The sequence below is a fragment of the Acinetobacter sp. YH01025 genome (genome assembly GCF_013420185.1).
Lineage (GTDB): Bacteria > Pseudomonadota > Gammaproteobacteria > Pseudomonadales > Moraxellaceae > Acinetobacter > Acinetobacter indicus.
In genome coordinates, this window is record NZ_VOYR01000002.1 from 1 (window position 1) to 20,763 (window position 20,763).

Annotated in this window: 14 protein-coding genes, 6 tRNA genes and 2 pseudogenes; 13 read left to right on the forward strand and 9 right to left on the reverse strand. The window is 47.3% G+C overall.

The window, feature by feature from the left end; translation table 11 throughout:
- The first annotated feature begins 161 nt into the window (after positions 1-161).
- The gene (locus FTT89_RS02450; protein WP_180006717.1) at positions 162-428 is read left to right on the forward strand and encodes an AlpA family transcriptional regulator; all 267 of its coding nucleotides are present in this window, start codon (positions 162-164) and stop codon (positions 426-428) included.
- A gap of 30 nt (positions 429-458) precedes the next feature.
- On the opposite strand, the pseudogene FTT89_RS02455 reads toward FTT89_RS02450, so the two are convergent.
- The 4 genes and pseudogenes from FTT89_RS02455 to FTT89_RS02470 form a co-directional block, all read right to left on the reverse strand.
- Positions 459-1,708, reverse strand: a pseudogene (locus FTT89_RS02455) (tyrosine-type recombinase/integrase).
- Positions 1,709-1,880: 172 nt separating this feature from the next.
- A tRNA-Ser gene (locus tag FTT89_RS02460) sits at positions 1,881-1,970 on the reverse strand.
- A gap of 87 nt (positions 1,971-2,057) precedes the next feature.
- Positions 2,058-4,094 (reverse strand): NADPH-dependent 2,4-dienoyl-CoA reductase, encoded by a 2,037-nt coding sequence (locus FTT89_RS02465; protein WP_180006718.1) that lies wholly within the window; start codon positions 4,092-4,094, stop codon positions 2,058-2,060.
- Between the two features lie 104 nt (positions 4,095-4,198).
- A complete protein-coding gene (locus tag FTT89_RS02470) occupies positions 4,199-4,552 on the reverse strand; it encodes a hypothetical protein (protein ID WP_180134261.1) in 354 nt (117 codons plus the stop codon).
- Between the two features lie 221 nt (positions 4,553-4,773).
- Between FTT89_RS02470 and argG the strand changes: the two genes are divergently transcribed.
- Positions 4,774-6,114, forward strand: coding sequence for an argininosuccinate synthase (gene argG, locus FTT89_RS02475; RefSeq protein WP_005179184.1), 1,341 nt, complete (start codon positions 4,774-4,776; stop codon positions 6,112-6,114).
- 57 nt (positions 6,115-6,171) lie between these two features.
- On the opposite strand, the gene FTT89_RS02480 is transcribed toward argG, so the two are convergent.
- Positions 6,172-7,443, reverse strand: a complete 1,272-nt coding sequence (locus tag FTT89_RS02480; RefSeq protein ID WP_005179187.1) for a GGDEF domain-containing protein — start codon at positions 7,441-7,443, stop codon at positions 6,172-6,174.
- A 148-nt stretch (positions 7,444-7,591) separates the two neighbouring features.
- On the opposite strand from FTT89_RS02480, the gene pyrC reads away from it, so the two are divergent.
- The 11 genes and pseudogenes from pyrC (at position 7,592) to FTT89_RS02535 (ending at position 15,515) form a co-directional block, all read left to right on the forward strand.
- Entirely contained in the window at positions 7,592-8,626 is a 1,035-nt protein-coding gene (gene pyrC, locus FTT89_RS02485; protein WP_034597856.1) for a dihydroorotase, read from the forward strand.
- Positions 8,611-9,270 (forward strand): ribonuclease T, encoded by a 660-nt coding sequence (rnt, locus tag FTT89_RS02490; RefSeq protein ID WP_075167718.1) that lies wholly within the window; start codon positions 8,611-8,613, stop codon positions 9,268-9,270. The genes pyrC and rnt overlap by 16 nt, the downstream gene beginning before the upstream one ends.
- 20 nt (positions 9,271-9,290) lie before the next feature.
- Positions 9,291-9,366 (forward strand) — tRNA-Glu (locus tag FTT89_RS02495).
- A gap of 155 nt (positions 9,367-9,521) precedes the next feature.
- Entirely contained in the window at positions 9,522-12,017 is a 2,496-nt protein-coding gene (locus tag FTT89_RS02500) for a TonB-dependent siderophore receptor (protein ID WP_180172659.1), read from the forward strand.
- An 83-nt stretch (positions 12,018-12,100) separates the two neighbouring features.
- Positions 12,101-12,259, forward strand: a complete 159-nt coding sequence (locus FTT89_RS02505; protein ID WP_180006721.1) for a hypothetical protein — start codon at positions 12,101-12,103, stop codon at positions 12,257-12,259.
- A gap of 229 nt (positions 12,260-12,488) precedes the next feature.
- Positions 12,489-12,564 (forward strand) — tRNA-Glu (locus FTT89_RS02510).
- A 113-nt stretch (positions 12,565-12,677) separates the two neighbouring features.
- Positions 12,678-14,096, forward strand: a complete 1,419-nt coding sequence (locus FTT89_RS02515) for an amino acid permease (RefSeq protein ID WP_005179201.1) — start codon at positions 12,678-12,680, stop codon at positions 14,094-14,096.
- Between the two features lie 90 nt (positions 14,097-14,186).
- Positions 14,187-15,086: pseudogene (locus FTT89_RS02520) on the forward strand (alpha/beta fold hydrolase).
- 133 nt (positions 15,087-15,219) lie between these two features.
- Positions 15,220-15,295 (forward strand) — tRNA-Glu (locus FTT89_RS02525).
- A 24-nt stretch (positions 15,296-15,319) separates the two neighbouring features.
- Positions 15,320-15,395 (forward strand) — tRNA-Glu (locus FTT89_RS02530).
- A 44-nt stretch (positions 15,396-15,439) separates the two neighbouring features.
- Positions 15,440-15,515, forward strand: a tRNA-Glu gene (locus FTT89_RS02535).
- 256 nt (positions 15,516-15,771) lie between these two features.
- Here the strand turns inward: FTT89_RS02535 and FTT89_RS02540 are convergent.
- The 4 genes from FTT89_RS02540 to FTT89_RS02555 all read right to left on the reverse strand — a co-directional run bounded on the left by FTT89_RS02540 (position 15,772) and on the right by FTT89_RS02555 (position 20,761).
- Positions 15,772-17,016: an NADH:flavin oxidoreductase/NADH oxidase family protein gene (locus tag FTT89_RS02540; protein ID WP_075174999.1), complete on the reverse strand. Its 1,245-nt coding sequence runs from the start codon at positions 17,014-17,016 to the stop codon at positions 15,772-15,774.
- Positions 17,017-17,116: 100 nt separating this feature from the next.
- The gene (locus FTT89_RS02545; RefSeq protein ID WP_180108538.1) at positions 17,117-18,703 is read right to left on the reverse strand and encodes an ABC transporter ATP-binding protein; all 1,587 of its coding nucleotides are present in this window, start codon (positions 18,701-18,703) and stop codon (positions 17,117-17,119) included.
- Complete coding sequence (locus tag FTT89_RS02550) at positions 18,678-19,691, reverse strand: ABC transporter permease (protein WP_075167714.1); 1,014 nt, start codon at positions 19,689-19,691, stop codon at positions 18,678-18,680. The genes FTT89_RS02545 and FTT89_RS02550 overlap by 26 nt, the downstream gene beginning before the upstream one ends.
- A complete protein-coding gene (locus FTT89_RS02555) occupies positions 19,691-20,761 on the reverse strand; it encodes a microcin C ABC transporter permease YejB (RefSeq protein ID WP_005179212.1) in 1,071 nt (356 codons plus the stop codon). The genes FTT89_RS02550 and FTT89_RS02555 overlap by 1 nt, the downstream gene beginning before the upstream one ends.
- Positions 20,762-20,763 lie beyond the last annotated feature (2 nt).

Consider the following 20,763-nt stretch of genomic DNA (forward strand, 5'->3'; position numbering starts at 1 on the left):
CACGATTAATGAGAGCTCTGTTATATGCGGGCCAATTGGTTGTGCGGTAGATTTTGTGTGTAGGCTTCTTCATTTGAAAATTATATTGCTGAAGAAGCCGTCTATGCTAGGTTTGTGCAACAAAGTCTTGCTTAACTATAAAAATAAGGAGTAGACAGACAATGTCTATTACAAAACTTTATCGAGTGAAAGATCTCGTAAACTATCCAGCACGTGCTGGTAAGGTCTATGTAGACCGTTCTGGTCGCACACGAACACTCTCCCATCGTGATGCAACCACTGGCTTACTGAACATTTCAGAGTCCATGCTTTGGAAGCTTGTAAGACGTGGAGACTTCCCTGCTCCCACTTATATTACTGCAAGTATGCCTACATGGTCTGAGAATCAAATCAATGAATGGTTAACAAGTAAAAATAGAGCTGCATAGCGACTATTTTATTTCTCTTAAAGCCTGTCATTAGACAGGCTTAAATATATATAAATTATATTTAGGTCTTAGTCTCGGTTTACCCATAAGCTCATATAAGTGATCTGCCCAATCCTGCATCATATATCTACGCTCTTCTAAATACTTTGCTCGGTTATAAGCAAGTCCATTTGGATCTTTGACTCGATGCGCCAGTTGATGCTCAATATAATCGATACGCTTCTTTAAGACTTCATCAAGGATTGTTCTTGCTGAAGCTCTAGATCCATGGGCTGTATGCTTTCCTGCAAAGCCTAATCTTTCAAGTGCTTTATTCATGGTATTTTCAGAAATATAGTTCTTTCCATCTCGTCCAATAAAGAAGTACTCACTTTCGGGATATAAGTCAATGATGGATTCAAGCAATTCAATAGCTTGTATTGACAGTGGTACGATATGATCTTGTTTAGTTTTACTACTTACAAATTTTAAGCATCGTTCATCTTTATAATAATATGCTTTCTTAAGGCTTCTAATCTCGCCTGGGCGTTGAAAGATCAATAATGAGATCTTGAGTGCCACTTGTGTCATAATCATGCTTCTAGGAAACTGCTCAGGGTAACTCCATATCGCTTTGACTAATGCACTTAAGTCTTTCGCCTCAGTTACGGCTGGATGATTTTTTTCGGTGGTGTAGGTAACTCAATATCTTCAATCGGGTTGTAAGTTATGAGTTTTCTTTTTCTAGCAAATTTGAAGATTTGATTTAAGTCGGACTTTAATCTTTTAGCAACAGCATAAGCTTTTCTCTCAAGAATAGGTTGAAATACCCGATCCTCCAGTAGCTCCAATGTTAATTGATCAAAGCTCAACTTGCCTATATATGGCAGTGCGTCATGCTCTAAGCGACGAATTGTTTCGCTGTCTTGCTTTTGTTCTACTTTTCGCTTATCTAGCCATTTAGATGCAATCACGGCAAAGGTATTTTCTATTTCATGTCGGCGTTGGTGTTTAGCTTGTAAACGTTTTGTTGCTGGATCAATCCCCTGTTGAATAAGTATCTTGTACTCATCTCTAATTCTACGTGCATCTTCTAAAGAGATTTCGGGATACGTACCGAGGGATACTTCATTGCGCTTGTTTGTATATGGGCGGGTATAATTAAATATCCAATAGCGACTACCATTCGGATCAACACGAAAGTAGAGATTTCCGCCATCACCAATCTTTATGCTCTTTTGAGGATCAGCTTTAAGTTTTTTAATTTGAAGCGCTGTGAGCTTATTTTGAGTACGTGCCATTAGAAAAACCACGCAAAAAAAAATGTAGTAAGTTTTAACTTACTACATTTCTTACTACTTTATAACCGTCGATTTACGTCAAGTGTCAACGTGTGTCGTACCGTTATATTCCAACTTTAACCAATATAATCAATCGCTTATATTGCGCTAAGCAATGTTGGAAAGTGTTGTATGGCGGAAGCGGTGAGATTCGAACTCACGGAGGACTCACACCCTCGTCGGTTTTCAAGACCGGTGCATTAAACCGCTCTGCCACGCTTCCATGTGCGCCATAATACGAAGCTTTTTTCCATCTGACAAGTAAAAATTACATTCAAGTGACTCAAATGAATATTATTTCATCAAATGTTTAAAGTTTGGCGGCCAATTCAGCACCTTCGCGAATGGCGCGCTTGGCATCCAGTTCCGCCGCCAGTTTTGCCCCGCCAATAATGTGATACTGCGCCAAGGTCTGCTGGCCATTTTCCGGCATAATCTCTTTGATCGATTCCTGCCCGGCACAGACCACCACGGTATCGACTCGCAATAACTGGTCATGGCCATCCATTTCTACCCATAAGCCTTCATCACCAATGGCTTTATATTGCACCCCGCGTAACATGCGTACGCCGTGCTTTTTCAGTTGTGCACGATGCACCCAGCCGGTGGTTTTACCTAAGCCGGCACCCAATGGCGTGGTTTTACGCTGCAACAAATAAATTTCACGCACAGGGGGATGAATTTCCGGTGCCTGCATACCGCCTTCAGATACATAGTGTGGATTTAAATCGACGCCCCACTCGCGTTTCCAGTCCTCCACAGGTTGCGGCTGTGGCTGCTGCTCCGGTTTTAATAAAAACTCGGACACATCAAAGCCAATGCCGCCAGCGCCAATTACCGCCACTTTATGACCGACAGGCGCGCCATTCAGCACTTCGGCATAAGACAGAACTTGGGGTAAATCGCTGCCCGGAATATTGAGTGTACGTGGCACCACACCAGTGGCAACAATCACCTCCTCAAAACCTTCACGTTCCAGCTGCTCGCGGTTAACTTTGGTATTCAGACGTACATCTACGCCAGTTTTTTCCAGCTGCACCTTAAAATAGCGGATGGTTTCGTGGAATTCTTCTTTGCCCGGAATCACTTTGGCCAGATTAAACTGCCCGCCGACATCGGCATTGGCTTCAAATAATGTCACCTGATGACCACGGCCTGCAGCCACCGTTGCAGCAGACATACCAGCGACTCCACCGCCCACCACGGCAATTCGTTTTGGCTGTTTGGTTTTAACATAGACCAGTTCGGTTTCATAACCTGCACGCGGATTGACCAGACAGGTCGCGCGCTGGTTTTTAAAGGTATGATCCAGACAGGCCTGATTACAAGCAATACAGGTATTGATTTCATCGACCCGGTTGGTGGCGGTTTTATTGACCCAGAAAGCATCGGCCAGTAAAGGACGCGCCATCTGAATCATGTCGGCTTTGCCCGCTGCCAGAATTTCTTCGGCCGTATCTGGCATATTAATCCGGTTAGAAGCAATCACCGGAATCGACACTTGCTGTTTCACGGCTGCGGTGTAATCGACAAACGCCGCGCGCGGCACCGAAGTCACAATGGTCGGAATACGCGCTTCATGCCAGCCAATACCGGTATTCAGTAAAGTCACACCGGCCTGTTCCAAAGCTTTGGCTACCGTGATGACTTCATCCATAGTGTTGCCATCATGTACCAGATCCAGCATCGACAGACGGAAACAGATAATAAACTTATCGCCAATTTCTGCACGAATGGCTTTGACAATTTCCACAGCAAAGCGCATTCGGTTTTCAATCGGGCCACCCCAACGGTCATTGCGCTGATTGACATGACGGCTTAAAAACTGGTTTAGCAAATAGCCTTCAGAACCCATGATTTCCACGCCATCATAACCGGCTTTTTTGGCCAGACTGGCGGTTTTCACATAGTCCTGAATGGTGTTTAAAATCTGTTTATCGCTGAGTTGGCGCGGTTTAAATGGTGAAATTGGCGATTTAATCGGGCTAGCCGACACCACAAAAGGCTGATAGCCATAACGGCCGGCATGCAGAATCTGCAACAGGATTTTGGCGCCATGCTTATGTACCGCATGTGTCACCAGTCGATGCGGTGCAATATCCCCCAAGGTATTCATGGTGCCGCCGGCCGGTAATAACCAGCCCTGACGGTTCGGGGAAATCCCGCCCGTAATAATCAGGCCAACGCCGCCTTTGGCACGCTCACCAAAATAGGCCGCCAGTTTCGGATAATTATAAAAACGGTCTTCCAGACCGGTATGCATGGACCCCATCACCACCCGGTTTTTCAGAGTGGTAAAACCTAAATGTAATGGACTGAGCAGATGTGCATAGCTTGTTGTCATCATGTATTCCTGTACGCTGGCTTTGCAACTTGTTGCATAATACTGTAGCGATTTTTTATTATTTGTTTATGGCATTTTCAAAAAATTATCATGACAAACTGCCAATGTCAGTTCTGCCACTGCTTGCTGCTGCTTTTCCATAGTGCAATTGCACCGAGCACCGTGCCAATTGGAAAGCTTAATAACATTAGCACGGCCAAAATACGCGACAGTGTGCGTCCTTCACCATCGCCCCGTTTCACTTTTAAACAGGTGATGATATTCAGATAAATCAACAGCAGCATCAAGGCCATCACAATCACTAAATTGACTGTGGCAATACTGCGCTGCTGATATTCCAGATACAGGAACACCACCGCACTAAAACTGAGTAAACCGGCATAAATACCATGAACCAGCGCCAGGGTTTCATTGCGGTTATTGTTGGAGATCAATGGGGGCGGTGTGACATTGGGCTGCATCGGCATTTCCTCTCTGTGGATATAAATTGTTCTATCATACTCAAGCCAGGAATGGGCTGCTGTGGCCGAAAATAAACTGAAACCGATGAAAAAAGTCTAACTTTTTTCAGAAAGCAAATTTTTCAGAAAACATCGTTTCGGAAAAGTGCTACAATAGCGCCATTTTCGAATTCTCCTTGGCCACCATTTTGGTTGCCTATATTCATAAGTTAGGACTCGCAATGACTGATAATGCAACGATCTTGCAAAGCGTACCAGTAGGCAAAAAAGTGGGTATCGCCTTCTCTGGTGGTCTAGATACTTCTGCTGCTTTATTGTGGATGAAACAAAAAGGCGCTGAACCTTATGCCTACACAGCAAACTTGGGTCAGCCAGATGAAGATGATTACGATGCTATTCCGAAGAAAGCAGAAGCCTATGGCGCAGTAAAAGCACGCTTAATCGACTGCCGTTTACAGCTTGCACTTGAAGGTATTGCTGCAATTCAGTGTGGCGCGTTCCACATTTCAACAGGTGGTGTGCCTTACTTCAACACCACACCACTAGGCCGTGCAGTTACCGGTACCATGCTGGTTACAGCGATGAAAGAAGATGACGTGAACATCTGGGGTGATGGTTCAACCTATAAAGGTAACGACATCGAGCGTTTCTACCGTTACGGCTTACTGACCAACCCGGCACTCAAAATTTACAAGCCGTGGTTAGACCAGACCTTTATTGATGAGCTGGGCGGCCGTGCAGAAATGTCACAGTTCCTGATCGACAACGGCTTTGACTATAAAATGTCAAAAGAAAAAGCCTACTCGACTGACTCGAACATGCTGGGTGCAACGCACGAAGCCAAAGATCTGGAATACCTGAATGCCGGTATCAAGATTGTTGAGCCAATCATGGGCGTTGCGTTCTGGAAAGATGACGTTGAAATTGCACCTGAAGAAGTTTCAATTACCTTTGAAGAAGGTTTCCCGGTTGCACTGAATGGCCGTCGTATCGAAGATCCGGTAGAGTTCATTCTGGAAGCCAACCGCATTGGTGGCCGTCACGGTCTGGGGATGTCGGATCAGATCGAAAACCGTATCATTGAAGCGAAATCTCGTGGTATTTACGAGGCTCCGGGTATGGCGCTGCTGCACATCGCTTACGAGCGTTTAGTGACAGGTATTCATAACGAAGACACAATCGAACAATACCGTATTAACGGTTTACGTTTAGGCCGTTTACTGTATCAAGGCCGCTGGTTCGATTCTCAAGCACTGATGCTGCGTGAAACTGCACAGCGTTGGGTTGCAAAAGCCATTACTGGTACAGTGACTTTAGAACTGCGTCGTGGTAATGACTACACCATCATGAATACTGAATCTGAAAACCTCACCTATGAAGCTGAGCGTTTGACCATGGAAAAAGGTGATTCAATGTTCACGCCAATGGATCGTATTGGTCAGTTAACCATGCGTAACCTGGACATTACCGATACCCGTCAAAAACTTGGCATTTATACCGGTGCTGGTTTACTGGCCGTGGGTACAGGTTCTGCTGTTCCACAATTAAAAGACAAGAAATAAGTTGTCTCTATGAAAAAACCGCCTTCGGGCGGTTTTTTTGTACTTGCTGTTTGAGATTTATTCCAGACCCTGCAGAATATCGCTGACCTGCGCGGTCTGATAATAAATCTGGTTCCGGCCGAGTTTTTTCGCCCGGTACAGCGCCTGGTCGGCACGGCTAATCAGATCATCCTTGGAAATCTCGAGCTCGCCTTTATACACGGTAAAACCCAGGCTGATAGTAATGATATCGGACACACTGGATTTTTCATGTGGAATGGCCAGCCGTTCAATCGCCCTAAAAATATTTGACGCCACCGCATAAGCACCATGCGCATCAGTTTCAGGCAGCAACACCACAAATTCTTCGCCGCCATAACGCGCCACAAAATCCATATGCCGAATCGCGTCTTTAATGGACTTGGCCACTGATGAAATGACTTCATCACCTTTTTGATGGCCATAAAAATCATTAAACAGCTTAAAGAAATCGACATCAATAAATAGCAAGGACAAGGGCCGTTCATCATGCCGCGCCTGCTCATAATAGCTGTTCAGCATTTCATCAAAGTTGCGCCGGTTCGACACTTTGGTCAGTGCATCATGCTGGCTTAAATGCAGCAATTCTTCACTGTTAATCCGGTTAATTTTCTCGCCGAGTTTCGCCTGCTGCATCACCAGAAAGATCATCCGCTCTCGGGTACACAGCATTTTACTCATTAAAAAACCCATCACTACGCTGCCGATGAGCACCCGCGCCATCACCATCACATCAATTGGAATGTAAAAGGTAAACAGCATGACCATGGTCATGACTGCCGCCATTAATCCGGTCAGCAGCATATGAAATGGTTTTACCCCGGTCAGCACATAGCCCATGATGTAAATGATACAGATGATCATCATGGCCTGATATTTCAGTGCTTCGGTATACACGGTCATGGTGAGCCAGGTCATCGACAGGATGGCCCAGAACACCAGCGCCATGGCGGCATAAGCAAAATAGCGCCGCAGGATTTTATAATGGGCAAAGAAAAACAGCGTCAGCAGACACAGGCCACCATTGAGTAGCCCGAGCAGACAGCGGATAAAATCATGCCAGAAATGTTGCGGCTGGATAATCCAGTAATCCCCGGGAATGACCAGCATGGTCAGAATAAAATAGACCAGCACCCCCGACCAGAAATACTGGTTAATATTATGCCGGGCCCGCTCCAAATACTGCTGCCAAAATTCCTGTTCCAGCTGTTTCGGAAACACCTGACCTGCGCTGCGTCGTTGCCGGGCAATCAGTGCCTCTATTTTTTCCTTGTCGTATTGCAATTGGACAAGCTTATATTTGTATTCCATTGACATAAAATATAATTTTTATAGTCGCTTAAAAATAACACAAAATGATAAAAATTAATTCAATATAAGGCATCTTTTGTCTAGATTTGACGTTATCATTGTCAGGTTTATAGATTATCATTCCATTTATTTTTCGATCGGCATCACCTTGAATACGATTACTCTTTTACAGCCAGATGACTGGCATGCTCACTTACGTGACGGTTTAGCATTAAAACGTACAGTTCCAGATCTTGCCAAACAGTTTGCACGTGCGATCTGTATGCCGAATCTTGTCCCGCCTGTAAAAACCGTGGAAGAAGCGATCAGCTATCGTGAACGCATTATGGCGCATGTGCCAGAAGGCGTGGCGTTTGATCCGCGCATGGTACTGTATTTCACCGATCAGACTTCGCCAGCCGAAGTGAAAAAAATTAAAGACTCCGAGCATGTCAATGCCATCAAGCTGTATCCGGCTGGTGCGACCACCAACTCGGACAATGGGGTCAGCGACATCCGTAAAGTCTATGCGGTGATTGAACAGTTAGAAGAACATCAGGTGCCGCTGCTGTTACACGGCGAAGTAACCCATCAGCATGTCGATATTTTTGACCGTGAAAAACGCTTCCTCGATGAAGTATTGGCACCTTTATTAAAACAGTTCCCGAAACTGAAACTGGTGCTAGAACACATCACCACCAGCGAAGCAGCACACTTTGTCCTGGAGCAGGACCGTAACGTAGCGGCTACCATTACTCCGCAGCATTTGCTGTTTAACCGCAATGACATGCTGGTTGGTGGAGTTAAACCGCACTTCTACTGCCTGCCTATTTTAAAACGTCAAACCCATCAGCAGACTTTGCTGGAAGTGGCGACCAGTGGCAACCCGAAATTCTTCCTCGGAACCGACAGTGCGCCGCATTCTAAAAATGCCAAAGAAAATGCCTGTGGCTGTGCCGGCTGCTATAGCGCACCAACCGCCATTGAGCTGTATGCGCAAGCCTTTGACCAGGTCGGTAAACTGGACCGCCTAGAAGGTTTTGCCAGCCACTTTGGCGCAGACTTCTATGGTTTGCCGCGTAATACTGGTACGATTACCCTGGTTAAAGAAGACCAAGTGATTCCTGCAAGTTTAGACTATTTGGATGGTGAACAGATTGTTCCGCTATATGCCGGTCAAACCATCCAATGGAGAAAAGTGTGACAGACGAAACTCTACCTTTAATTGGTCAGCGTTTCCGTGGATTCTTACCTGTTGTGGTCGATGTCGAAACAGCAGGTTTTAATTCGCAAACCGATGCCTTACTTGAAATAGCCGCCATTCCGATTGTGTTTAATGCGGAAGGCCATTTTGTTCCGGGTCAGGCCTATCATGCGCATATTAATCCGTTTGAAGGGGCCAATCTGGACCGTCGTTCACTCGACTTTATCGGGATTGATCCGTTCAACCCGATGCGTATGGCCATGGCTGAAGATGAAAAAACGGCGCTGAAACGTATTTTTAAATCCGTGAATGAAGTGCGTCGCCAGCAAAACTGTACTCATGCAGTGCTGGTCGGCCACAATGCGCATTTTGATCTGGGCTTTTTACAGGCGGCCATTGCCCGTACCAGTACCAAAAACCAGAATCCGTTTCACAGCTTTTCCGTACTCGATACCGTAACCTTAAGCGCGGTGATGTTCGGTCAAACAGTACTGGCCAAATCCTGTATTCAGGCCGGCATTGAATTTGATGGCAAAGAAGCGCACTCTGCCCTGTACGACACACAAAAGACCGCGGAACTGTTCTGTTATATTTTAAACAAACTCACCCCGCATCTACTTGACACCTTGGTGGCGGATCAATAAGATACCGCCATCTTCTAAACGTCCCTATCGTCTAGAGGCCTAGGACATCGCCCTTTCACGGCGGTAACCGGGGTTCGAATCCCCGTAGGGACGCCATCTCATTTCTCTCCCCTCCTGTTTGTTATTCATTCTTCTTTGCACAGCACTGTTGTTTATTTAAGCTGTTATTGCAAATAATTCTCATTTCTATTGATTGAGCCCATCAAGTTAATGATAATCGCTTGCATTATCTTTTACAAAAAACACATCTCATGCGTTTTGCCTATTCCAGCTTGTCTGTGGCCATTTTAAGCAGCTTCAGCTCCCTTAGTTTTGCTGAACAGATTCAAGAATCAGAACACACCGCCCCATCTCCCTCGCTCAAACTGTCGACCATTGTGGTCGAGGCCAAAGATGAAAATGCGCTGGGAAAAACGGTCTATAATCAGGAAGATTTAAAGAAAAGCCCGAATAGCAGCAAGAACATCACCGAATTTTTAAAGGTGAATCCGAACGTGCAGCTCGGTCACCGCTTTCGCAGCAGCTTGCAGCAAGGTGAACTGAACGCGGCCGATATCAGTATTAATGGCGGATTGGCTTACGATAACAAGATTCTGATCAATGGCCTCTCCATCAACAATACGATTAATCCGGTGGGCGCACAGCAATCCAATCATCCCAACCAGCTAATGGGCAATTCACAGACTGCTGCCATTAATACCGACCTACTGTGTAAACTGACCGTGTTAGACAGTAATGTCGGGGCGGAATATGGAGAATTTACCGGCGGCGTGGTTTCTGCCGAAACCTGCGCTCCGCAAACTGAAATTGGCAAAATTCACGGTTCGCTCAGTTATGACTACACCTCAGATGCCTGGTCAAAAGTCAATTTCCCCTCTCAGGACAGCCGGGATGCTTTTGAAGATTCGACCGATGAGTCGGCACAGCCCTACTTCACCAAACAGGGCATTAGCCTGAACAGTTATGGTCGGCTCAGTGAGCAATGGGGTTTTAATGCCTTTGCTTCATACCGGCATTCAGCCATTCCCTTAAAAACAGATTTTGCCGAATCAGGGCAATTTGAACAGCAGCGTCAGGCCCGCAATGCCGGTGTGGAATTATTTTATGATCCCTCTGAACGTACTTCATTTAAGCTGGGTGCGAGCTTTTTGGAAAATGATGGACTGTATTTTAAATCCAATATCCGTGATTCTGAATCGACCCAGCACTCGAACAGTCAGAACCTGTATTTTAATCTGAACAACCAGCTCGACAGTGTCTTGCTGACCCAGCAGCTGAACTATCAACGCCAGCAAGCGGGACGTCAGGCTGCCCAGAATCACTATAGCTGGCTCAACTCGAGCAGCAAAAACTGGGGCAAGGACAAATATAGCTTTGAAGGTCATATGGGCGCCTTAAACCAGCAAGAAAGCCGGCTGGAATACACCATTAAAGCCCTGTTTGAGCCGATTGAAACCGCATCTTTACGGCATCAGTTTAAAATCGGAGCCGGCTATGGCCATTATAAAGCCTACTGGCAACGTCCTGAAACTGCCCACGCATATGCTACGCCTTTAAATTTAAACGGTGCCGACTGCCAGTCTGATAATGGCACTCTATATGATGCCTGTGATACTGCGCCAAGTCTGGATGGAAAATATCAAGGCCAGTATTTAAGCAGCAAAACCAGCTATTATGCCGGTCAACTGGATATCCGTCAGGATCGCTGGCATGCCTTTATTGAAGACCAGATTCACTGGAATCACTATCTGACCGCGACCCTGGGCTTCCGGAGTGACTATGATTCCATCCATAAACAGAACAATGTTGCCCCCAGAACTGCACTAGAAATCCGTCCTTTTGGTAATGAGCGCTTAACCCTGTTGGGTGGCTGGAACCGCTATTACGGGCTAAATGCGTTTGTGAATGAACTGAATGACCGGATTGACCAGTTTGAGCAAAAATATACACGCGCGCAGCTGGAACAAGGCTGGACACCCAAAACCGCAGGAAAGACCAGTTTCACCTATCGCTCCAAGCTACAAACCCCGTATAGCGATGAAACCGTACTCGGCCTGAGTTCCAAACTGAACAATACCGCACTCAGCCTGAAATGGGTCAACCGTGACAATCAGGACCAGTTACGTAAAACTAAAATGAATCTGGAAGATCTGAGTTATAGCTATGACAATCGCGGTCGCTCTGCATCCGATATTTATTCACTTTCCATCCGCAACCTGGCGCCACTGGCATTTTTAGGTGCACAGCATCGTCTGGCCCTGAATGCAGACTATACCGAAACCACGCGCAATTTTGATCATTACGACAGTACCGATATTCTGACCGCCACCCCGCAAGTCTATTATAAGGGGCAACTGATTGATGCCGAGGATCGCCCTGCCCATGAGTTTCATGTGCCGTGGACCGTGCGTCTGAACTGGGAGATGCAGTTTGACCGCCTGCCGCTAACGCTCAGCCATTTCCTGAGTTATCAGGGTAATGTTGATGCCCTAAAACGTGAGGCCAAAGGCTATACCGACGCACAGGGCGTGCAGCATGATGCCTATACGCCGTACACCACCCAGAACAAGTTTTATTGGGACTTAAAAGCCAGCTACCGGATTCCATCTTTTAAAGATACTCAAACCATTTTGGGTCTGACTATTAACAATGTCACCAACCGCGCCAACAGCTTTATTGACAGCAGCGGCAGCGCCCAGCCCGACATTGGCCGGCAGTTTATTGCCGATGTGACCTTTAAATTCTAGCGTGGAAATATGCACAGTCTTGCGCTTTTAGACTGTGCATCCGCTATAATTGCAGTAATTTCCCATGCTTTTTTTATAAGACAATGTTAAAAAAGATTTTTCTGGTCCTGATTATTTTGCTGCCTTCGGCACTTTATCTGTACATTGTGTCGCGTGATAGTAAAGTACCGCAAGCGCCCGCACCGGCTGAACAGGCCGCGCCGCAGCCACAAGCACCTGAGTACCAAACCCCGGACCACTAAACGTGGTCTTTTTTATCTCCAGTACGATGAGTCGTGCAGATGCTCATGGGTTAAAATCCGGTGCAGATTGAAGTGCTTATTAAAAACCAGGCGGCCATCATCAAGCGATAAATTTTCCAACAGCCTAAACAGATACTTTTTAGACAAATAAATCCAAATCATGGAATTATTCCCGTCATCAAATTGACATCTTTGGGGCAAATCCCTAATATAGCCCTCACCTCGCAACGTCCCTATCGTCTAGAGGCCTAGGACATCGCCCTTTCACGGCGGTAACCGGGGTTCGAATCCCCGTAGGGACGCCATCTAAATCGCGCCAGACGATTACTTCTAACCCAATTGTTTTGATTATTGATTGCAGATTTGTAGTTTTTCTCTACAATAGCCTGCTTCTCTATTCTTTTATTCTCCTACTCTTATGCAGACATCTCATTCTCCGAATGATGCTACGCATCAGGGCAATTCTGCGCCTTTAAAACGCGCTATGAGTACTCGACATCTGGTTATGATTTCACTTGGTGGTGCAATCGGAACTGGTTTATTTTTAGGTTCGGGTGAAGTCATTGCACAAACGGGGCCTGTAGGTGCCATTCTTGCTTATTTTCTGGGCGGTGTGATCGCTTACATGGTTATGCTGTGTTTGGGCGAACTGGCTGTCCATATGCCTGAATCCGGTTCTTTTGGTGCTTATGCCAAACGTTATATTGGACCCGGAACAGGCTATACCGTCACCTGGCTGTACTGGCTAACCTGGTCAGTCACCCTGGGGACTGAATTTACCGCAGCCGCCCTGCTGATGCAGGAGTGGTTCCCGCACATCTCGATGTGGTTATGGACCATTATTTTTGGGGTATTTGTCTTTACCTTAAATATGGTGTCTAGCCGCTGGTTTGCTGAATCGGAATTCTGGCTGGCACTGGTCAAAGTCGTGACCGTGGTGGCCTTTATTCTGCTCGGTCTGCTGGCCATTTTCGGCGTGATCGGCTATCAGGGCTATGAATCTGCGCCGCTGTTTAGCAATTTAACCGCACAGGGCTGGTTCCCGGAAGGTTTATTCCCGATTTTCACCACCATGCTGATTGTGAACTTTGCCTTCTCTGGCACCGAACTGATTGGTGTGGCCGCTGGTGAAACCAAAGACCCGGCCAAAAACGTTCCAAAAGCCATCAACACCGCGATTTTCCGCCTGCTGATTTTCTTTGTCGGAACCATTCTGGTGGTGACTGCGTTATTGCCGCATCAGGAAGCCGGTCTGGCCGCTGAGGGCGTGAGTAGCAGTCCATTTGTGACCGTGTTCCAGCACATCGGGATTCCATACGCAGAAGATATTATCCGCTTCGTGATCATTACCGCCTTACTGTCTGCCGCCAACTCAGGTTTGTTTGCAGCATCGCGGATGATGTGGTCATTGTCGTATCAGAAGCAGTTGCCGCAGGTTTTCTCCAAGGTCAACTCGCGTGGTATTCCTTATGTGGCAGTGATGGTCACCATGCTGGGCGCAATGCCAGGCTTGCTGTCTGAGCAGTTTGCACCTGAGCTGATTTTTACCAACCTGCTCGGTATTGCGGCCTTTACCATGGTGGTGGTCTGGATGAGTATCTGCTTAAGTCATTTCAACTTCCGCCGTGAATGGTATAAACAGGGTCGTAGCGTGAAAGAGCTGGGCTTTGCCGCACCATTGTTCCCGATTGTGCCAATTCTGGGCTTTGTATTCTGTCTGATTACCTGTTTGAGTATGGTGTTTGATCCATCCATGCGCATCAGTTTCTTTGGCTGTTTAATCTTTATTGCAGCCTGCTATATCAGCTATTACCGTTTTTATCATAAAAAAATCTGATTAGGATTTGCAGTAAAGAGCGGCCCCGGCCGCTCTTTTTTTATCTATACTGTTAAATAAAGCCATTCTTATTCACATGCTGGCCCTACAATGAATATTATTTGCATTCATGGGATGAATCAGCAACACCAGACTGCCGATTCACTGCGTCGACTGTGGTTATCAATACTGCAGCAGGGTTTAAAACGCAGCCAGCAGTCCCATTTTTTGCCGATTTAAAACAGGCCATCTGTATGCCGTTTTATGGCGATTTGCTCTCCAAACATCATCTGCAAAACACTTTAAATGCCAGCACCCTGATGCCGCAGCACTGGCCGCATTTTCCACTGCTGCATCCAGTCAAAATTCAAAAACCGACCACAGTGGTGGAAGAACATCGCCCCGGCGATTGCAATATTCCACATCTGCAAGTCTATGATGCACTTAACTTTAACCAGAAACTGAAATGGCTTAGTGCTTTAAGCCGGGATATTGCACTGCGTAATTTTGCCCGGCTGATCAATTATTTTCCCAAACTGCATGCCAGCTTGTTGCATAAATTTCTGGTCGAAGCCTATTTATACCTGGCCGATCCGCATTTTATTCAAGAGGTACACAGCCGGATTTATGCCCAGCTCTGTCAGGATAACACCCATATTATTCTGGCGCATTCCTTAGGCACGGTAATTGCCTATAATCTGTTAATTCAGCATCCGGAACTGAATATTGCACGCTTTATTACCCTCGGTTCGCCGCTGTCGGGTGATTCAGGAGCATTTACAACAGCCGATTCAGCGCCCCACTGCCCTGCATGGCGACTGGATTAATTTTTATTCTCCGGATGATTTTCTGACCGCCTTTCCACTGTCGGAACCACCGTTTCATTTTAAACCGGCCATTCTGAACCAGCAGGTACAAACTCCGGTAGATCGTCCTCATGAAGTCTATGGCTATTTACAGCATTCCCAAGTCTTAGAGGCCTTGGTCGAGTTACTGCCAGAAAGTGCTTAAATTGAGGGAATTTTCACCTGATTTATGCAAATTGTTCTAAATTTATTCGCTTAAAAGCCTTGCAGCCAGAAAATTGTAGAAAAGCGTTTGACACCCTCCTTTTTTCACCCTAATATACGCCCACCTCTGAAACGTCCCTATCGTCTAGAGGCCTAGGACATCGCCCTTTCACGGCGGTAACCGGGGTTCGAATCCCCGTAGGGACGCCAATTTCAGAAGTAATATTTTATTAAGTCCCTATCGTCTAGAGGCCTAGGACATCGCCCTTTCACGGCGGTAACCGGGGTTCGAATCCCCGTAGGGACGCCACTCCTTCCAATCAAAAGAAGCGGTTTAAAATATTCTTCTGCACTGTCCCTATCGTCTAGAGGCCTAGGACATCGCCCTTTCACGGCGGTAACCGGGGTTCGAATCCCCGTAGGGACGCCATATTCGGGTCACACACGTGATTCATAAAAAAGCCCAAGCATTGCGACTTGGGCTTTTTTATTGCTGCAACTTTTTATTTGTACAGAACGGGAGCTAGGAAAAATACTATCACCCGTTTAAAACAGTCATACCACCTGCACCCAGATCCTCATCCACTTCATACAATCTCCTGTGAATATGGATGGAAATGCTCAAAAAGGCTGAATAAAGCGTAGATGGGGAATCGGGATGGATCACCCTCATTCCCCATTTCTGTTTAGGCCGATTTACGCGAGTTAATCTGTCCTTTAATGACTGCAGTCAAATTGCCTTTTAAATATTTAAAAAATACTTTTAAAGGCGAGAGTTTTGGATTCGGCTGTTTGCCTTGGGCAATGTCCTTAAACTGCGCGGCATACCAGATAATTTCCATAATTGCCATTTTATCGACCAGTGGAATGCCGGTCTTAATTTTATCGACACCATAACGCACATCTTGCCCTGCCAGCAAACGATGTGCCAGATCTGGCTCTACCGCAAATGGGCGAGCAATCCCGATGAAATCACAGGCGCCGCTGGCCAGTGCCGTATTCATGCCTTGTACGGTCCGGAAACCGCCGGTCACCATTAAATGACAACGAACTTCCTGGCGGATCCGCTCCGCAAACTCCAAGAAGTAGGCTTCACGCGCTAAAGTCGAGGCTTTGCGTTTTTCCGCTTTTACTCCGGCCATGGCCGGTGCTTCATAAGTCCCCCCCGATACTTCAATCAGGTCAATTCCGGCAGCATCAATCGCTTTAAAGACCTGAATCACATCTTCCTCACTAATACCACCGCGCTGGAAATCCGCCGAGTTCAGCTTGACTGAGATGATAAAATCTTCAGAGGTCGCAGCGCGCACCGCCTGATAAATTTCCAGCAAAAAGCGCATCCGGTTGTCAATCGAGCCACCCCAACGATCTTGGCGTTTATTGGTTAGCGGTGATAAAAACTGGCTGATTAAGTAGCCATGTGCGCCATGCAGCTGCACCCCTTCAAAACCGGCCTGCTCACAGATCTGCGCTGCGCGGGCAAAGCGCTGGATAATATCAAGAATCTCATCTTCACGCAGTTCACGCGGTGTGCCAAAGGTGGTGGCCAAGGCCGGGCTAAACGGTACGGCGGAAGGCGCGACGGTTTCTTTGTTCAGGCCTTTCGGACATTGCCGTCCCGGATGCGACAGCTGCACCAGTTGCACCATGCCATACTGCTTGCCAATCTGTGCCCACTGTTGCAACTTGGCCAGATCACGTTCTGATTCAATGGCCACCACGCCCGGTTCATTTTTGGCACGAATATCCACCATGACATTGCCGGTAATGGCACAGCCCAGCCCACCCTTGGCCCAGGCCTCATATAAGCCCAAATGTAACTGGTTCGGCTGACCAGCCGTATTGGCCAGCGCCTCACTCATAGCACCTTTAATGATGCGGTTTTTAAATGTGGTCTTTCTAATTTGAAGCTGATCTGCAATCTGGCTCATTGGTCAATCCTGACATTGTGGTCTAGAGCAAATACTCCATTGAATTACCCCAATGGTCAAGCAAATTTTGACAACTCGTATTGTCAAAAATAGTCACAGATCAATATTGACTGGCCTGAATCAGCTGCCGGGTATAGTCAGTTTGTGGCTGTGCAAACAGATCTTCAGTACGCTGGAATTCCATCACCTTGGCATGTTTCAGTACCAGTACCTTCTGACACAAGGCCTTGACCACCTGCAAATCATGGCTGATAAACAGATAGCTCATCTGCTCCTGCTGCTGCAAACGCCGCAACAGTTTAACGATGGCGCGTTGTGTGGTGCGGTCCAGCGCCGAGGTCGGCTCATCCAGAATCAGCAGTTTCGGTTTCAGCACCAGCGCACGTGCCAGTGCAATCCGTTGCCGCTGTCCACCGGATAGTTCATGCGGATAACGGGTTTTAAAACTGACCGGCAATTCAACTTTTTCCAGCGCCAGATCAATGCGCTGCTGAATTTCGGATGCTGACAGCTTTTGTAAGGCCAACCCTTCGCCAATGGTCTGCTCGACATTTAAACGCGGATTCAGGCTGCTAAACGGGTCCTGAAATACAATCTGAAATTCACTGCGTAATGGCCGCAGCTGCTTTTCCGAAAGCTGGTTCAAGTCCTGGCCCAGCAAATCAATTTTGCCCTCACTGGCAGTTAAACGCGAAATCGCCAGCGCCAGCGAGCTTTTACCGGAACCACTTTCCCCGACAATACCGATGGATTCGCCTTGGGCCAGATTGAAATCCAGCGGCTCCACCGCGACAAAATAATTTTTGACCCGATTGAGTAAACCCTGCTTAATGGGAAACTTCACACCCAGTTGTTGCAGTTGCAATAAAGGCTGAGTCGCCTCTACCTGTAAAGCCTGACCAAAATCATGATGCAGCAGTTCCCGGGTATAGGCCTGCTGCGGCGCATGAAAGACCTGTTCAACCGGCCCCTGCTCCTCGACCTGGCCTTTGTTCATGACAATGACCTGATCGGCATAATGCCGCACCAGATTCAAATCATGGCTGATTAAAATCATGGCCATCTGCCGGCTGCGCTGTAAGCTTTGCAGCAGGTCCAGAATTTGCGCCTGCAGGGTCACATCTAACGCAGTGGTCGGCTCATCGGCAATCAGGATGTCCGGATCAAGCGCCAAGGCCATGGCAATCATCACCCGCTGGCGCTGCCCGCCAGACAGTTCATGCGGATAACGCTTCAGTTTATCTTCCGGCTGGGGAATGCCAACATCTTGCAGCAATTGCAGCACGCGTTGCCGGGTTTCCGCCTTGGAATGCCCCTGTAACAGCAGGCTTTCGCCAATAATTTTTTCTACCCGATGCAGCGGATTTAATGCCGTCATCGGCTCCTGAAAAATCATGGCAATGCGCTGGCCGCGAATCTGGCGTAGTTGTACCGGATTCAGCTGTAGCAGATCCTGCCCCTGAAACAGTGCCTGCCCCTGAATCTGTAGCTGACTCGGCAACAAGCCCAGCAAGGCCAGACTACTCACCGATTTACCCGAACCACTTTCACCGACCAGCGCCAGTGTTTCGCCAGCGTGCAATTCAAAATTTAAATTGTGCACCAATAGCTGCTGTTGATGCTGAATCTGGAGCTGCTGTACCGTCAGCACCGGCGTGCGCTTACTGGCGTCTTGGATCGAATGCATCACGGGTCGCCTCTCCAATATAAATCAGTAAAGATAAAACAATTGCCAGGGTAAAAAAGCCCGACAATGCCAGCCACGGCGCATTTAAATTATTCTTGCCCTGTAGCAGCAGTTCGCCTAAAGATGCAGCATCGGGCGGCAAACCATAACCGAGGAAATCCAGTGCAGTCAGCGCGGTAATATTCGCAGTCAGCATAAAGGGTAGTTGTGACAGACTTGAACTCATGGCATTGGGCAAGATGTGCCGGAACATGATGGTACGGTCGCTCACACCCAGGCTGCGGGCAGCACGGACATAATCAAAATTACGTGCCCTTAAAAATTCGGCCCGGACCAGTCCGACCAAGGTTGGCCAGCCAAACAGCAGCATAATCAGAAACAGCCAGTACACACTCGGACTAAACATACTGACCAGAATCATTACCATGAACAGCATTGGTAAACCGCCCCAGACTTCCAGAATCCGCTGTCCCAGCAAATCGACCCAGCCGCCATAATAGCCCTGTATCGCCCCGACGATAATGCCAAGTGCAGCAGAGGCCAGCGTTAAGGCAAATCCGAATAGCAGTGATACCCGCAGGCCATAGAGAATCCGCGCCAGTACATCTCGGCCCTGATCATCGGTCCCGAGCCAGTTATCGCTGGTCGGTGGTGACGGCACCGGCACAGCCAGCTCTAAATTCGGTGACTGATAAGAATATTCAATCAGTGGCCAGATGGCCCAGCCCTGGTCCTGAATCAGCTGCTGCACAGCCGGGTCCTTATATTCCGCCTCGGTTTCAAAGACCCCGCCAAAAGTGGTTTCAGGATAAGCCTTGAACACCGGCATATATAAGCTGTTTTCATATTTGACCAGCAGCGGCTTGTCATTGGCGATCAGCTCGGCCGCTAAGGACAAAATAAAAATCAGAGCAAAGGCGATAAAACAACCAAATCCCAACCGGTTCTGTTTAAAACGCTGGAGCCGCGCCTGCATTAAGGGAGACATTATTTGGCCCCCCGTGATTCAAAATTAATCCGTGGATCAATGACCTGATACAGCACATCGCTGATCAGTCTGAGGACTAATCCTAACAAGGTAAAAATAAACAGGGTGCCAAAAATTACTGGATAATCACGCTGTACAATCGCTTCAAAGCCCAGCAATCCCAGACCATCGAGGTTAAAAATAATTTCAATAAACAGGTTACCGACAAAGAAAATCCCAATTAATGCTTCCGGCAGGCCAGCAATCACAATTAGCATGGCGTTACGAAAAACATGGCCATACAGCACCCGCGATTCGGTCAGGCCTTTGGAGCGTGCCGCCAGCACATACTGTTTATTCAGTTCTTCCATAAACGAGTATTTGGTTAAGTAGGTCAACCCGGCAAATCCACCAATCACCATCGCCAGCAGCGGCAAGGTCATATGCCAGAAATAGTCTTTGATTTTACCCAGCAGACTCAGCTGATCGAAGTTTTCCGAGACCAATCCCTGTAGCGGGAACCACTGAAAATAGGAACCACCGGCAAAAAATACAATCAATAAAATCGCAAAAGCAAAGGCCGGAATGGCATAGCCAATGGCCAGCAAAATAGACGTGGCTTTATCAAAGATCAGACCATGCTGACGGGCTTTTTTTATCCCCAGTGGAATAGACACCAGATAAATCAGCAAGGTGCTCCACAATCCTAAAGACAGCGATACCGGCAGTTTTTCCCACAGCAGCTGGGTCACCGGCTTGTCTTTAAAAAAGCTGGTGCCAAAATCAAATTGCAGATAGCTGCTCAGCATTAGCCAGAAACGCTCATGAATTGGTTTATCAAACCCATATTGCGCTTCAATTTTAGCCACCATTTCATCACTTAGACCTTTGGCGCCCTGATAGGGCGTTGAACCGGCCGCAGCAGTTTCGGCACTGCCACTCCCGCCCATGCCCTGAAAGGCTTCTGCCTGCTGAATTGCCTGCTCGACCGGACCGCCCGGGGCAATCTGGATCACAATAAAGTTAATCAGCAAAATCAGAAACAGTGTGGGAATAATCAGCAACACACGTTTCAGGATATAGGTTCCCATGC

What these genes read in the sequence shown, in the direction of transcription:
- FTT89_RS02450 (WP_180006717.1), top strand. Translation starts at nt 162, where the DNA reads ATGTCTATTACAAAACTTTATCGAGTGAAAGATCTCGTAAACTATCCA.
- FTT89_RS02465 (WP_180006718.1), bottom strand. Translation starts at nt 4,094, where the DNA reads ATGATGACAACAAGCTATGCACATCTGCTCAGTCCATTACATTTAGGT.
- FTT89_RS02470 (WP_180134261.1), bottom strand. Translation starts at nt 4,552, where the DNA reads ATGCAGCCCAATGTCACACCGCCCCCATTGATCTCCAACAATAACCGC.
- argG (WP_005179184.1), top strand. Translation starts at nt 4,774, where the DNA reads ATGACTGATAATGCAACGATCTTGCAAAGCGTACCAGTAGGCAAAAAA.
- FTT89_RS02480 (WP_005179187.1), bottom strand. Translation starts at nt 7,443, where the DNA reads ATGGAATACAAATATAAGCTTGTCCAATTGCAATACGACAAGGAAAAA.
- rnt (WP_075167718.1), top strand. Translation starts at nt 8,611, where the DNA reads ATGGAGAAAAGTGTGACAGACGAAACTCTACCTTTAATTGGTCAGCGT.
- FTT89_RS02500 (WP_180172659.1), top strand. Translation starts at nt 9,522, where the DNA reads ATGCGTTTTGCCTATTCCAGCTTGTCTGTGGCCATTTTAAGCAGCTTC.
- FTT89_RS02505 (WP_180006721.1), top strand. Translation starts at nt 12,101, where the DNA reads ATGTTAAAAAAGATTTTTCTGGTCCTGATTATTTTGCTGCCTTCGGCA.
- FTT89_RS02515 (WP_005179201.1), top strand. Translation starts at nt 12,678, where the DNA reads ATGCAGACATCTCATTCTCCGAATGATGCTACGCATCAGGGCAATTCT.
- FTT89_RS02540 (WP_075174999.1), bottom strand. Translation starts at nt 17,016, where the DNA reads ATGAGCCAGATTGCAGATCAGCTTCAAATTAGAAAGACCACATTTAAA.
- FTT89_RS02545 (WP_180108538.1), bottom strand. Translation starts at nt 18,703, where the DNA reads ATGCATTCGATCCAAGACGCCAGTAAGCGCACGCCGGTGCTGACGGTA.
- FTT89_RS02550 (WP_075167714.1), bottom strand. Translation starts at nt 19,691, where the DNA reads ATGTCTCCCTTAATGCAGGCGCGGCTCCAGCGTTTTAAACAGAACCGG.
- FTT89_RS02555 (WP_005179212.1), bottom strand. Translation starts at nt 20,761, where the DNA reads ATGGGAACCTATATCCTGAAACGTGTGTTGCTGATTATTCCCACACTG.